The organism is Duganella callida (assembly GCF_004614165.1).
Lineage (GTDB): Bacteria > Pseudomonadota > Gammaproteobacteria > Burkholderiales > Burkholderiaceae_D > Rugamonas > Rugamonas callida.
Genome location: NZ_SPVG01000135.1, coordinates 18,844 through 32,171, shown reverse-complemented (window position 1 = coordinate 32,171; position 13,328 = coordinate 18,844). Strand labels below are relative to the sequence as shown.

Below are 13,328 nucleotides of genomic sequence, written 5' to 3'. Positions count from 1 at the left end.
CGGCCGCCACGTCGAACCCGACCATTTCCGGCTGATGATGGATTGCGCCGCCATCGTCGCCGACGACATGCACCTGGGCATACAGCTGCCCGCGATCTGGTACCGCGCCGCGCTGCAATACCCGGACGGCAAGGGCGGCCAGCGCCGCGTGGTCGGCGTGACGCTGCCCGGCGCGCCATTCGTGGTGGTCGGCAGCAATGGCCATGTGGCCTGGGGCTTCACCAACAGCTACGGCGATTACATGGACTTCATCGCGCTCGACACCGATGCGGCCAGGCCGGGGCAGGTGCGCACCCAGGCCGGCTGGGAAACGCCGGTGCTGCATGAGGAAACCATCCTGGTCAAGGGCGCGCCGGCGGCGCGGCTGGCGGTGCGCGAGACGTCATTGGGGCCGGTGCGCGCGACGCCGGCCGGCGCATACGCGCTGCACTGGACCGCGCACACGCCGCGGGCGGTCAATTTCAATGGCCTGCGGCTGGAAAGCGCCGACACGCTGGAGCAGGCACTGGCCATCGCGCCCACGCTGGGCATCCCGGCGCAGAACTTCGTCGGCGGCGACGATCGGGGCAATATCGGCTGGACCATCGCCGGGCCGCTGCCGCGCCGCGCCGCGCCCGGCGTGGCCAGCACCTATCCGATGACGGCCGACGATCCGGCCGGGGTCTGGCAGGGCTGGCTCGCGCCCGACGAATATCCGAAAGTGCTCAATCCGCCCGGCGGCCATCTGGCCACGGCCAACAGCCGCCAGCTGGCCGGCAGCGGCGCCATCTCGGCCGAGGACATCCACCACGCCGAGGACAGCGCCAAAACCGCGCGCGCCGCGCTGGACGTGGCACAACAGCAGTTGGCCAGCGCCGGCGCGCTGATCGACCAGACCAGCGTCGCCAGCCACCCGGAAGTGCAAGCCGCCGTCGCGCAACTGCGCGAAGCCTACATCGCCAACGCGCGCACCACGCTACGCGCGCCGGTGTCCGGGCTGGTCACCAAGCGCAGCGTGCAGCTGGGCCAGCGGGTCAACGCCGGCGCCGCGCTGATGTCCATCGTGCCGCCCGAGCAGATGTGGGTCAACGCCAACTTCAAGGAATCGCAGCTGCGCGACATCCGCATCGGCCAGACGGTGGAACTGTCGGCCGACGTGTATGGCAAACAGCTGCGCTACCGCGGCCGCGTGATCGGCCAGGACGCCGGCACCGGCAGCGCCTTCGCCTTGCTGCCGGCGCAGAACGCCAGCGGCAACTGGATCAAGGTGGTGCAGCGCGTGCCGATCCGCATCGCGCTCGATCCGCAGCAACTGGCCGCCCATCCGCTCAAGCTGGGCCTGTCGATGCACGTGACGGTCGACACGCACGACCGCAGCGGCGCGGTGGCGAAGCAGACCGTGGCCGGCCGTGCCGCCTACACCACCGACGTGTTCGCGCACGAACTGGCCGAGGCCGACCAGCTGGTCGAACGCATCGTCGCCGACGCCGGCGCGCATACGGTCACCGCTGCCGCCACCGCCAGGCTGGCCAAGGTGAACTGACATGAACACGTCCAGGCACACGCGCGAGGCCACGCTGCTGGTCAACATCTTCCTGCTCAGCGCCATCGAGTTCCTGCAAAGCGGCATGATCACCTTTGCCGCCGGCCCGATCTCGGGCGAGATCGGCGCCTCGCCGGAAGAATTCACGTTGTCCACCGCTGTTTATGCCGTGATCGCGATCGCCGCCATCTCCAAGCAGCGCTGGCTGATCGAGCGCATCGGCTGGCGCCGCTTCCTGCAGGCCGCGGTGGCGGTGTTCGTGCTCGGCGCCGCCATTTGCGCCAGCAGCGCCTCGTTCCCGCAATACCTGCTGGGCCGCATGGTGATGGCGCTCGGCGGCGGTCCCTTCCTGACCAGCGCGCGCGTGATGGTCACCCTGATCCCGCCCAGCCCGCGCCGCTTCCGCGGCATCCTGGCCTACGCCGGCGCGCTGACGGTGGGCGTCGGCAGCTCGCCATGGCTGGCTTCCATCGCCGTGTCGCAGGACCGCTGGCCCTTGATCTTCGCGCTGGTGGCCGGCCTGGCCATCCTCGCCGGCCTGCTCGGCAGCGTGGTGCTGCCGACCGAGGTCGCCGCGGCCGACAAGCGCAGCCAGGCGCACCCCTGGCAGACGCTGGTGATGACGGCCGGCGCCTTCCTCAGCCTGTACGCGCTGCTGCGCGCCAGCTACGACTTCTACGCCGACGCCCTGCCGCTGCTGCTGGCGATCGTGACCGGCACCGGTGCGCTGTTGTATTTCGGCCATCACCAGTACCACCACGCGCAACCGCTGCTGGTGATGAAGCGCCTGCGCAATCCGCGCTACGTGGCCGGCATGGCGACCTTCACGCTCGGCTACATGCTGCTGGGCGCCAACAACTACATGCTGCCGGTACTGATGCAGGGTGGGCTGGGCTTCCCGTGGCAGGTGGTGGGCATGGTGCAGTCGGCCGGCCTGATCGTGGCATTGCCGACCTTCTCCATCATGGCCACGGTGCTGAAGAAGAACCAGTCGGCCAAGAAGTTTTACGTCACCGGCTTCGTGCTGCTGATGTTGTCAGGTCTGCTGCTGTCGCGGCTGAACGGCGAGGCCGCGCTGTGGGCCGACGTCTGGCCCGGCATCGCCCTGTTCGGCGCCTTCATCACGCCGGTGATGGTGACCACCGCCCTGCACTCGTTCATGGACCTGCAGGGCGACGAGGTGGCGTTCTTCAACGGCCAGCAGCTGAAGAACATGCTGTCGCAGTTCGGCGTCGCGCTGGGCGTGGCGCTGGCGGCGCTGGGATTGCAGTGGCGCGGCAGCACCTACCTGTCGGTGCTGGTCGAACGCTTCCACACGGACGACCCGGTCTTCAACGGCCTGGCGGCCCAGTTGAGCGGGCAACTGGCCGCCAGCCATGGCCAGCAGGCGACCATGGCGGCGATCGCCACGCTGGCGCAGCAGCTGAACCAGCAGGCGATCCTGTTATCGAGCTTCGACTACTTCGGTTTTCTGGTGGTGGTGGGACTGGCGGGAGTGTTACTGATGCTGGCGCAGCGCGTCCTGAAGTAACAGACGGCGGCACCAGCGGGCGGTGACGAAGCCGCCCAGCGGCAGCAGCGCGCAGATGACCAGGCGCGCTGCCTGTTTTTTATCCCACATCTTCAGGCAGATCATGGCCAGGATCAGCCAGGCGTACAGCAGCCAGACGGCGCCATGCAGCGCGCCGGCCGCGGTGACCGCGACGCGCGGTCCGGCCAGCATGGCGCCGCCCAGAGCCACAAGGCTGGCTGCCTCGATGACGGCCAGCCTTGCCAGCAAGCGCAGGAACCTGTGGTCCGGCTTCATGCGGCGTCTCGCAGCATCGCCAGCATGCGCGCCGACGCCGGATTGTCCCGCGCCGCCTCGGCCAGCCCTGCGTGGCCGAACACGGCCACCTCGGCATCGCCCGCCGCCGAGCGCACCCGCTTGAATGGCGCGAAGCCGGCGTCCAGCAGGTAGCGCAGGAAGCGCTCATGGAACTCGGCGTGCGGATAACCGTCGAAAGCCAGGATGTGGAAGGATGGTCCATAGCCCTCGTTGTAGGCATGCGCGCCCTGGACCGCAAGCGCTTGCAGCGCGTCCCAGCTGAAACGCGCGGGATGGTCCTCCCACTCCTCGTACAGGGTCATAAATTCGCCGACCAGGCGGTTGGTATCGTTCATGTCATGCTCCGTTATCAGAAAAAGTCGGGGATGGCGGGCTTGCCGCCGGAGGGTACGCTGTCCTGCGGCGCGGCGCGGGCGCGGATGTAGTCGCCGGTGATCATGCCCTCGTAACTCTGGCCGGGACCGACCATTGGATAGACGCCAGCGTCCTGGTCGATCATCACTTCCAGGAAGGCCGGGCCGGGATAGGCGATGAAGTCGCGCAGCGCCGCTTCCAGCGCCTCCGGCCGGCGCACGCGGCGCGCGAATTCGAAGCCGTCCGCCTGCGCCGCCAGCACGAAGTCCTTGCGGTGCAGGGACTTGTCGCTGACGCAGTAGCGGTCCTCGTAGAACAGGCGCTGCCACTGGCGTATCATGCCGTCGCCCAGGTTATTCATCAGCAGCACCTTGACCGGGATGCCGTAGGTGGTGGCGGTTTCCAGTTCGCCGATGTTCATGCGGATGCTGCCGTCGCCATCGACGTCGATCACCAGCCGGTCCGGCCGCGCCAGCTGCGCGCCGATCGCCGCCGGCAGGCCGAAGCCCATGGTGCCCATGCTGCCCGAGGTCAGCAGGCTGCGCGGATGGCGGAAGTTGAAGTACTGCGCGGTCCACATCTGGTGCTGGCCGACGCCGGTGGTGAGGATGGCGTCGCCGCCGGTGACGGCGCTCAGCGTCTCGATCAGGAACTGCGGCTGGATGGTGTCGCCGCCGCGCCGGTAGTTCATCGCATGATTGCGCTTGAGTGCCGCGATCTCCTCCAGCCACGCCGAACCGGCATGGGGCTGCGGGCCGAACGCCATCAGCGCCTTCAGCGCGCTGGCGGCGTCGCTGACCAGCACCCAGTCGGCCTTCTTGACCTTGCCGATTTCGGCCGCGTCGATATCGATGTGGACCACGTGGCGGGCCTTGGGTGCGAACTGTTTGGGCCGCGCCGCCACGCGGTCGTCGAAACGCGCGCCGATGGCGATCAGCAGGTCGCAGTCCTGCACCGCGTAGTTCGCATAGGCCGTGCCGTGCATGCCCAGCATGCCCAGCGACAGTGGATGGTCGGCCGGCATGGCGCTCAGGCCCATCAGCGTTTTCACCACCGGGATCTGATAGGTCTCGGCGAACGCGCGCAGTTCTTCCGTCGCCCCACCGGACACCACGCCGCCGCCGACGTACAGCAAGGGACGCTTGCTGGCGGCGAGGTATTCGAAGAACTTGCGGCGCTTGGAGGCGCTCATGGTGGCCGCCTCGGAAATCGCCTTCAGGCGCTCCGAATAGCCGCGGAAATGCAGGCTGCCGCCGGCCTTGTAGGTGCCAACCCAGTTCTGTATGTCCTTGGGCACGTCGATCACCACCGGCCCCGGACGCCCGCTGCGGGCGATTTCGAAGGCGGCGCGCAGCGTCGCTTCCAGCTTTTCCGGGTCGGTGATCAGGAATACCTGTTTGGCGCAGGCCGACATCATGTTGAACACCGGCGCCTCCTGGAAGGCGTCGGTGCCGACGGCGGCGCGCGGCACCTGGCCGCAGATCAGCACCACCGGCACCGAGTCGCCGTAGCAGTCGGCGATCGGCGTCACCGAATTGGTGGCGCCGGGCCCGGATGTGACCATGAACACGCCGACCTTGCCGCTGGCGCGCGCATAGCCCGCCGCCATGAATCCGGCGGCCTGCTCGTTGGCCGGCACAATCATCCTGATCTGCCGTTCATGCTCCTCGTTGTAGCGGAATACCGCGTCATAGGTCGGCAGGATGGCACCGCCGCTGTAGCCGAACACCGTATCGACGCCCTCGTCGGCCAGTACGTGCAGGATGATGTCGGCGCCCGACATGGTTGGCTGGTTCATGCTGCCTCCGGCGCGGTAAAGGCGTTGGCAACCAGGCGGGCCTGCTGCTCGACGTGCAGCGACATGTGGCCGGGTGCGGTGGAGGCGCTGGCAGGGCGGCAGGAGTCGCGCAGCCGTGCCGCGGGCGGCAGGACGGCCCGCAGGTCTTCGGCGATCGCTTTCCAGGCGCCCTGGTTGCGCGCCTCTTCCTGGCACCAGACCAGTTCGCGCAGATTGTCGTAGCGCGCCAGTTGCGTCGCCAGCGCCGCGGCCGGGAACGGGTAGAGCTGCTCCAGGCGCAGGATGGCGACGTCCCGCAGGCCGTGCGCGCGGCGGTATTCGACCAGGTCGAAATACACCTTGCCGGAACAGACGATGGCGCGCGTGATGGCGGCATCGGCCGCCGCTCCACCGGCGCCGCTGTCCGGCAGCACCTCCCGGAATCTGCCGTCGGCCAGTTCCTCCAGCGTGCTGACCGCTTCCGGATGGCGCAGCAGCGATTTTGGCGTCATCACCACCAGCGGGCGGCGGTGCGCGGCCGACATCTGGCGGTGCAGCAGGTGGTAGAGCTGCGCCGGCAGGGTCGGCTGGCAAACCTGGATGTTGTCCTGCGCGCAGAGTTGCAGGTAGCGTTCCAGCCGTGCCGACGCATGCTCCGGCCCCTGGCCTTCCTGGCCGTGCGGCAGGAACATGGTGACACCGTTCTGCTGGCCCCACTTGGTCTCGGCGGCGGCGATGAAGTTGTCGATCACCACCTGGGCACCGTTGGCGAAGTCGCCGAACTGCGCTTCCCAGATCACCAGCGTGTCGTCGCGCATGCTGGAGTAGCCGTATTCAAAGGCCAGCACCGCCGCTTCAGACAGGATGGAATTGTTGACGATGAAGGCGCCCTGCTCCGCCGCGACGTGGTGCAGCGGCGTATACTTTCCTTCGCCGCGCGCGGTGCGCTGCTGGTTGTTCAGCACCGCGTGACGGTGGCTGAAGGTGCCGCGCTCGCAATCCTGTCCGCTCAGACGTACACCGACGCCCTGCGCCAGCAGCGTGGCGAAGGCCAGATGTTCGCCCATGCCCCAGTCCAAAGGCCGTGCGCCGTCCGCCATCTCGCGCCGCGCCGCGATGACCTTGGCCACCAGCGGGTGCAGCGCATGGCCTTCCGGTACGGTCGCCAGTTGGTGCGCGATGGCGCTCAATTGCTCCAAACCCGGCGCTGACAGATTGTTGCGGCCAGCGTCGCCGGTGGTGCCGGTGCCGGTGCCGATGCCGGTGCCGGTGACGGCGGGGGCGGTGAGCTCGCCGGCCGCATGGGCGATGGCTTCGCTGGCGGCGGCATCCGAGGCCTCACCCTGCAACGCCAGCCGGTCGCGATAAGCTATCTCGTAGTCCGTTACCTGCTGCGCGGTCAGCAATCCGGCCGCCTCCAGCTTCTGCGCGTAAATGCTGCGCGCGCCGGGATGGCCGGCGATCGAGCGGTACATCAGCGGCTGCGTGATGCCCGGCGTGTCCTGCTCCTGATGGCCATGGCGGCGGAAGCACACCAGATCGATCACCACGCTGCGCCCAAAGGTCGCACGGTACTCGAGCGCCAGCCGCGCGGCCGCCGCCACCGCCTCCGGATCGTCGCCGTTCACATGCAGGACCGGCGCCTCGATCAATTTGGCGATGTCGGTGCAATGGAAGCTGGAGCGCGTCTCGTTCGGCGCGGAGGTGGTAAAGCCGATCTGGTTGTTCACCACGATATGCACCGTGCCGCCGGTCGAATGGCCCTTGGTGTAGCTGAGATTCATGGTCTCCATCACGATGCCCTGACCGGAAATCGCCACATCGCCGTGGATCTCGACCGGCAGCACCACGCCCTGTTCCAGCCCGCCCAACTGCTCGGCGCGCGCCCGCGCCATGCCCTGTACCACCGGATTGACGATCTCCAGGTGCGAAGGATTAAACGCCAGCACCAGCTCCATTGCGCCATGCTCAGTCATGGCGCTGCCGCTATAGCCCTTGTGATACTTGACGTCGCCGGCCGGCAGCCGATGCGCGGTGCGCCCCTCGAACTCGTCGAACAGCTCGCGCGGCGGCTTGCCCAGCGTGTTCACCAGCACGTTCAGGCGACCGCGGTGCGCCATGCCCAGCACCATGCTCCTGATGCCATGCGCACCACCGTGCTGGATCATCTGATCGAGCAGCACGATCAGCGCCTCGCCGCCTTCCAGCGAGAAGCGCTTCTGGCCGGTGTAGCGCGTGTGCAGATATTTTTCCAGGCCTTCCGCCGCCGTCAGACGCTCGAACAGACGCAGACGCTGTTCGGTGCCGAGCGCCGGCCGGCCGCGTGCCGATTCCAGCCGCATCTGCCACCACTGGCGCTGGGCGCTGTCGGCCAGATACATGAACTCCGCCGCCATGGTGCCGCAATAGGTATCGTGCAGGGCCGCCGTCAGCTGCTTCAGGGTCAGGCTGCCGGCTTCGGTGAAACTGGTGTCAGCCGCGCTGAACGCCGTCCCCATGTCACGCTCATCGAGCCCGTAATAGGCGGGACTCAGTTCCGCCACCGGCTGTGGAGGACTCCAGCGCAGCGGGTCCAGATTGGCCTGGCGCGCGCCGACCATGCGATAGGCCGTGACCAGCGACTGCACCGCCACCTGTTTGCGCGCGAACGCCGTCGCTCCACCGGGCGGCGCCGGATGCCCACGTCTTGCCATCGCGGCAAACTTGTCGATCACGGCATGGTGCCCCACGTCGGCCTTGTCGCTGCCGTCCACCGCCGGCACGGCCCGCAGCAGCGAGAAATAACGCTGCCACTCGGCCGACACACTGTTGGCGTCGGCCAGATAGGACTCGTACAGCGCTTCGATATACGGAACGTTTTCTCCGAAGAGAAAAGAGGTTTGGCGATTCTGCTTCATCATGATGTTTTCCTTTGCTGGGCATATGACTGTCTGCGGCGCCCGGGCGCACCGGAGAACGCGGGGCGGCTCAGGTTCAGTATCGGTGCCTTGCGTCCGCAAAGGAATTCCCGAGTGGATCGCTTTGGGGACTAAGCACGACGATTTCGGGCCAGGCATCCGCGTATAATCCAACTTGACAGTATCTGACTTATCAGCTAAATTGAGCGCATACGGAGGACGTCATGAAGTACTACAACGCAGAAAACTACGATCCGGCCAGCAGCATCGGGTTATCGCTCTCGCGGGCGCGCAACCTGCTGGCGCGGGAAATGGATGCAGCGATACGCGATCTGGACATCAACCACCAGCACCTCGGCATCATCATGGCGCTGGGGCGCAAGATGGCCGACACCCCGCTCGAATTGAGCAGGATGCTGGAGATCGATACCGGCCTGATGACCCGCATGCTGGACAGGCTGGAAAAGCAGGAGGTGCTGCAGCGTGTCCGCAGCGTGGACGACCGCCGCAGCGTCAACCTGCAGCTGACGCGCCACGGCAAGCAAATGGTGGAAAAAATCGCGCAACGGGCGCCGGATGTGCTCAATGCCCGGCTGAAGGATTTCAGCGCCAGCGAGTTCCGCGAATTCCAACGCCTGCTGCTGAAATTCATCGACGCCTGAGAAACGCGGATCTGCCGCCATCGTACCGCGACAGGTCCGCTTTTTTAACCATTTAACTGACAAGTCAGATTATGCGATATCAGATAAAACCCAAAGCTGTGCTGCTGGCGGTGGCGGTTGCCGCCCTTCTGCCGGGTTGCGCCAGCTTCGACGGCATCGGCAGCGAGCACCGCATCGCCGCCCCCGCCGCCTACCAGTCCGCTCGCGCCCTGGCCGACGAACACGGCAACTGGCCCGCCGCCGACTGGGCCGGCCGCTATGGCGACGCCCAGCTGTCCGCCCTGATCGCCGAGGCGCTGCGCAACAGCCCCACGCTGGAACAGGCCATGGCCCGCGTGGCCGCCGCCGCCGCCGTCAGCGACAGCACCTATGCCGCCGCCGGCCCCAAGGTCAATCTCGACGCCAGCATCACGCGCCAGAAGTACAGCGCCAATGCGCTGGTGCCGCCTCCGGTGGCCGGCTCCTGGCAGACCGAGAACAAGGCGGTGCTCAGCGCTTCCTATGAACTGGATGTGTGGGGCAAGCACCGCGCGGCCGAAAGTGCCGCCGTCTCGCGCCTGATGTACGCGGAAGCCGACAAGGAAAAGGTCAAGCTGACCCTGAGCACCGCCATCGCCCGCTCCTACAACGAGCTGGCGCGCCTGTACGCGCTGCGTGACCTGGCCGGCGACGACATCGCCCAGCGCCGCCAGTTGCGCGACCTGAGCGCCGCCCGCCACCGCTCCGGCCTGGACACCGAAGTGGAACCGCAGAACGCCAGCCGCGCGCTGGCGGCCAGCCAGACCACGCTGGCCGCCCTCGACGGCCAGATCCTCGACGTGCGCTACCAGCTGGCGGCGCTGCTGGGAGCCGGTCCCGACCGTGGCCTCGACATCGCCCGCCCGCAACTGAACCACACCGCGCTGGCCGCCGACCGCCTGCCCGACAACCTGCCGGCCGACCTGGTGGCGCGCCGGCCCGACATCGCCATGGCGCGCTGGCGCGTCGAGGCGACCACCTCGGACATCAAGGTCGCCAAGGCTGAGTTTTATCCGGACATCAACCTCGGCGCCGCCATCGGCCTCGACGCCTTCGGCTTCGGCCGCTTCCTCGACGCTTCCAGCCGCACCATCTCGGCCGGGCCGGCGCTGCACCTGCCGGTGTTCGACAGCGGCGCCCTGCGCGCCCAGCTCAAGGGCCGCTACGCCGAATTCGACCAGGCGGTGGCCGGCTACAACCAGACCCTGGTCGGCGCCCTGTCCGACGTCGCCACCCAGATCGCCCGCGTGCGCAGCACCGAAGCGCAGCTGGCGGACGCCCAGGCCGTGAGCGACGCCGCCCGCCGCAACTGGCAGCTGGCGGCCAGCCAGTACAAGGCCGGCCTGAACACCCAGCAAAACCTGCTGCAGGCGCGGGTCGGCGCCATCGCCGCCGAACAGACCATCGCCAACCTGCGCATGGCGCGCCGCGACCAGCAGATCGCCCTGGCGGCCGCGCTGGGCGGCGGCTACGGCGACAACCCCGCATCCAAATAATTCTACGAGGTGAATATTATGAACGATCAACAACAACACGCCGCCGCCCCCAAAAACAAGCGCAAAACCGCGCTGATCGCGCTGGGCGGCATCACCATTCTGGCCGCCGCCATCTGGGGCGCCTATTACTACAACGTCTCGCAGTATTACGAGGGAACCGACGATGCCTACGTCAACGGCAACCTGGTGCAGCTGAACGCGCAGATCGCCGGCACCGTGATCGGCATCAATGCCGACGACACCCAGATCGTGCGCAGCGGCGACAGCATGGTCAAGCTGGACACGGCCGACACCAGCATCGAACTGCGCCGCTCGGAGGCGGCGCTGGCGCAGGCCGTGCAGCAGGTCAGCACCCTGTACGTCAACAATGGCGTGCTGAAGGCGCAGATCGCCCAGCGCCAGGCGGAACTGGCGCGCGCCGAGGATGACCTCAAGCGCCGCCTGGCGGCCGACCAGGCCGGCGCCGTCTCGGCCGAAGACCTGGGCCACGCGCGCGACGCTGTCAAGGAACGCAAGGCGGCGCTGGCCAACGCCGAGCAGCAGCTGGCCGCCAACCGCGCCCAGACCGCGCAGCAGCAGATCGCCGAACATCCGAACGTGCTGGCCGCCGCCGCGCGCGTGCGCGCCGACTATCTGGCCTCGGCCCGCGCCAATGTACCGGCGCCGGTCACCGGCTACGTCGCCAAGCGTTCGGTGCAGCTGGGGCAGCGCGTGGCCGCCGGCTCGCCGCTGATGGCGATCGTGCCGCTGGACGGGGTCTGGGTCGATGCCAACTTCAAGGAAAGCCAGCTGAAAGCGGTGCACATCGGCCAGCCGGTGTCCTTGCACGCCGACTTGTACGGCAAGGATGTGGAATATCACGGCAAGGTGATCGGCTTCTCGGCCGGCACCGGCAGCGCCTTCGCCGTGCTGCCGGCGCAGAACGCCACCGGCAACTGGATCAAGGTGGTGCAGCGCCTGCCGGTGCGCATCGCGCTCGATCCGCAGGAACTGCGCGACCACCCGCTGCGCCTCGGCCTGTCGATGGCGGTAGAAGTCGACACCCATGACCGCAAGGGCTCGCAGCTCGGCGCGGCGCAGACCACCAGCTTCCAGACCTCGGTATTCGACAACTACGGCAAGGAAGCGGACGCCGAAATCGACGCCATCATCGCCCGCAACCAGGCCGTCGTCGCCAAATAAGGAACCGTGCCATGGATACTCCGGATACCGCGGCGGCCAAGCCGGCCCCGCCCTCGCCGCCGCCGCCACTGAGCGGCGGCAAACTGGTGCTGGCCACCGTGGCGGTGGCGCTGGCCACCTTCATGAACGTGTTGGACTCCTCGATCGCCAACGTCGCCATCCCGACCATCTCGGGCAACCTCGGCGTGTCGGTGGACGAAGGCACCTGGGTCATCACGCTGTTCGCCGCCGCCAACGCGGTGGCCATACCGCTGACCGGCTGGCTCACGCAACGGATGGGACAGATCAAGTTGTTCGTCATTTCCATCCTGCTGTTCGTGCTGTCGTCCTGGCTGTGCGGCGTGGCGCCCAACCTGCCCTTCCTGCTGGCCGCGCGCGTGCTGCAGGGCGCGGTGGCCGGTCCCATGATCCCGCTGTCGCAAGCCATCCTGCTCAGTTCCTACCCCAAGGCCAAGAGCGGTCTGGCGCTGGCGCTGTGGGCCATGACCGCCACCGTCGGACCGATCGCCGGCCCGGCGCTGGGCGGCTGGATCACCGACAGCTATTCGTGGGCCTGGATCTTCTACATCAACATTCCGGTCGGCCTGTTCGCCGCCGCCGTCACCTGGGCCATCTATCGCGACCGCGACACGCCCTCGCGCAAGCTGCCGTTCGACGCGGTCGGTCTGCTGTCGCTGATCGCCTGGGTGGCGTCGCTGCAGATCATGCTGGACAAGGGCAAGGACCTGGACTGGTTCCAGTCGCCGGTGATCGTCGGCCTGGCCGTGTTCGCGGCGCTGAGCTTTGCCTTCTTCGTGATCTGGGAACTCACCGACGCCCATCCGATCGTCAACCTGCGCCTGTTCGCCGGCCGCAATTTCCTCGGCGGCACGGTGGCCATCTCGGTGGCTTACGGCGTGTTCTTCGCCAACCTGGTGCTGCTGCCGCAATGGATGCAGCAATACCTGGGCTACCGCTCGGTGGACGCCGGCATGGCCACCGCGCCGCTCGGCATTTTCGCGGTGCTGCTGGCGCCCGTGATGGCCAGGCTGATGCCGCGTTCCGACGCGCGCGTGCTGGGCACCGGCGCCTTCATCGGTTTTGCCATCGTGTTCTTCCTGCGCTCGCACTACTACCTGGACGTGGACATGTTCACACTGGTGGTGCCCACCCTGCTGCAGGGGATTCCCATGGCGCTGTTCTTCGTGCCGCTGACCGCCATCATCCTGTCCGGCCTGCCGCCGGAAAAAATCCCGGCCGCCGCCGGCCTGTCCAACTTCGCGCGCGTGTTCTTCGGCGCGGCCGCGACGGCGATCGCCAGCACCACCTGGAACAACCGCTCCATCCTGCACCACGCCAGGCTGATGGATCAGGCCCACGTCAACAACCCTGCCTTCAGCGACAGCCTGCAACAGCTGCAAACCGTACTGCACCTGAATCCGCAGCAGGCCTACGCCCGCTTCGAGCAGAGCGTGGTGGCGCAAGCGGCCATGCTCGGGCTGAACGACGTATTCTGGATATCGAGCGTGATCTTCATTGCCATCATCCCTCTGATCTGGCTGACCAAGCCGGTTCACGGTCAGGCATCGGACGCCGCCTCGGCCGCGCACTGA

The 13,328-nt window shown here is 67.5% G+C and carries 10 protein-coding genes; 6 read left to right on the top strand and 4 right to left on the bottom strand.

Annotation, left to right across the window (positions count from 1 at the left end):
- A partial coding sequence (locus tag E4L98_RS13435) for a penicillin acylase family protein (RefSeq protein WP_135202061.1) occupies nucleotides 1-1,522 on the top strand: 1,522 nt, incomplete at its 5' end.
- A gap of 1 nt (nucleotide 1,523) precedes the next feature.
- On the top strand, nucleotides 1,524-3,053 hold the full coding sequence (locus tag E4L98_RS13430; RefSeq protein ID WP_135202060.1) for an MFS transporter: 1,530 nt from the start codon (nucleotides 1,524-1,526) through the stop codon (nucleotides 3,051-3,053).
- Here E4L98_RS13430 and E4L98_RS13425 read toward each other — a convergent pair.
- From E4L98_RS13425 to E4L98_RS13410, 4 genes are read right to left on the bottom strand one after another with little or no spacing between them, the layout of a single operon-like run.
- The gene (locus E4L98_RS13425) at nucleotides 3,021-3,329 is read right to left on the bottom strand and encodes a DUF3817 domain-containing protein (RefSeq protein WP_135202059.1); all 309 of its coding nucleotides are present in this window, start codon (nucleotides 3,327-3,329) and stop codon (nucleotides 3,021-3,023) included. The genes E4L98_RS13430 and E4L98_RS13425 overlap by 33 nt on opposite strands.
- Nucleotides 3,326-3,685: a hypothetical protein gene (locus tag E4L98_RS13420; protein WP_135202058.1), complete on the bottom strand. Its 360-nt coding sequence runs from the start codon at nucleotides 3,683-3,685 to the stop codon at nucleotides 3,326-3,328. Before E4L98_RS13420 ends, E4L98_RS13425 begins: the two co-directional genes overlap by 4 nt.
- A 14-nt stretch (nucleotides 3,686-3,699) precedes the next feature.
- Nucleotides 3,700-5,487: a biosynthetic-type acetolactate synthase large subunit gene (ilvB, locus tag E4L98_RS13415; RefSeq protein ID WP_135202063.1), complete on the bottom strand. Its 1,788-nt coding sequence runs from the start codon at nucleotides 5,485-5,487 to the stop codon at nucleotides 3,700-3,702.
- 11 nt (nucleotides 5,488-5,498) lie between these two features.
- Nucleotides 5,499-8,381 carry a 2-oxoglutarate dehydrogenase E1 component gene (locus E4L98_RS13410; RefSeq protein WP_135202057.1) on the bottom strand — a complete coding sequence of 961 codons (2,883 nt, stop codon included), beginning with the start codon at nucleotides 8,379-8,381 and terminating at the stop codon, nucleotides 5,499-5,501.
- 221 nt (nucleotides 8,382-8,602) lie between these two features.
- On the opposite strand from E4L98_RS13410, the gene E4L98_RS13405 reads away from it, so the two are divergent.
- The 4 genes from E4L98_RS13405 (at nucleotide 8,603) to E4L98_RS13395 (ending at nucleotide 13,328) form a co-directional block, all read left to right on the top strand.
- Nucleotides 8,603-9,040 (top strand): MarR family winged helix-turn-helix transcriptional regulator, encoded by a 438-nt coding sequence (locus tag E4L98_RS13405; RefSeq protein ID WP_135202056.1) that lies wholly within the window; start codon nucleotides 8,603-8,605, stop codon nucleotides 9,038-9,040.
- Nucleotides 9,041-9,111: 71 nt separating this feature from the next.
- Nucleotides 9,112-10,554 (top strand): efflux transporter outer membrane subunit, encoded by a 1,443-nt coding sequence (locus tag E4L98_RS30680; RefSeq protein WP_229257388.1) that lies wholly within the window; start codon nucleotides 9,112-9,114, stop codon nucleotides 10,552-10,554.
- Nucleotides 10,555-10,572: 18 nt separating this feature from the next.
- Nucleotides 10,573-11,736: an HlyD family secretion protein gene (locus E4L98_RS30675; protein ID WP_229257387.1), complete on the top strand. Its 1,164-nt coding sequence runs from the start codon at nucleotides 10,573-10,575 to the stop codon at nucleotides 11,734-11,736.
- Nucleotides 11,737-11,747: 11 nt separating this feature from the next.
- Nucleotides 11,748-13,328, top strand: coding sequence for a DHA2 family efflux MFS transporter permease subunit (locus E4L98_RS13395; RefSeq protein WP_135202055.1), 1,581 nt, complete (start codon nucleotides 11,748-11,750; stop codon nucleotides 13,326-13,328).

Coding starts and splice junctions, on each gene's coding strand:
- E4L98_RS13430 (WP_135202060.1), top strand. CDS start 1,524: ATGAACACGTCCAGGCACACGCGCGAGGCCACGCTGCTGGTCAACATC.
- E4L98_RS13425 (WP_135202059.1), bottom strand. CDS start 3,329: ATGAAGCCGGACCACAGGTTCCTGCGCTTGCTGGCAAGGCTGGCCGTC.
- E4L98_RS13420 (WP_135202058.1), bottom strand. CDS start 3,685: ATGAACGATACCAACCGCCTGGTCGGCGAATTTATGACCCTGTACGAG.
- ilvB (WP_135202063.1), bottom strand. CDS start 5,487: ATGTCGGGCGCCGACATCATCCTGCACGTACTGGCCGACGAGGGCGTC.
- E4L98_RS13410 (WP_135202057.1), bottom strand. CDS start 8,381: ATGATGAAGCAGAATCGCCAAACCTCTTTTCTCTTCGGAGAAAACGTT.
- E4L98_RS13405 (WP_135202056.1), top strand. CDS start 8,603: ATGAAGTACTACAACGCAGAAAACTACGATCCGGCCAGCAGCATCGGG.
- E4L98_RS30680 (WP_229257388.1), top strand. CDS start 9,112: ATGCGATATCAGATAAAACCCAAAGCTGTGCTGCTGGCGGTGGCGGTT.
- E4L98_RS30675 (WP_229257387.1), top strand. CDS start 10,573: ATGAACGATCAACAACAACACGCCGCCGCCCCCAAAAACAAGCGCAAA.
- E4L98_RS13395 (WP_135202055.1), top strand. CDS start 11,748: ATGGATACTCCGGATACCGCGGCGGCCAAGCCGGCCCCGCCCTCGCCG.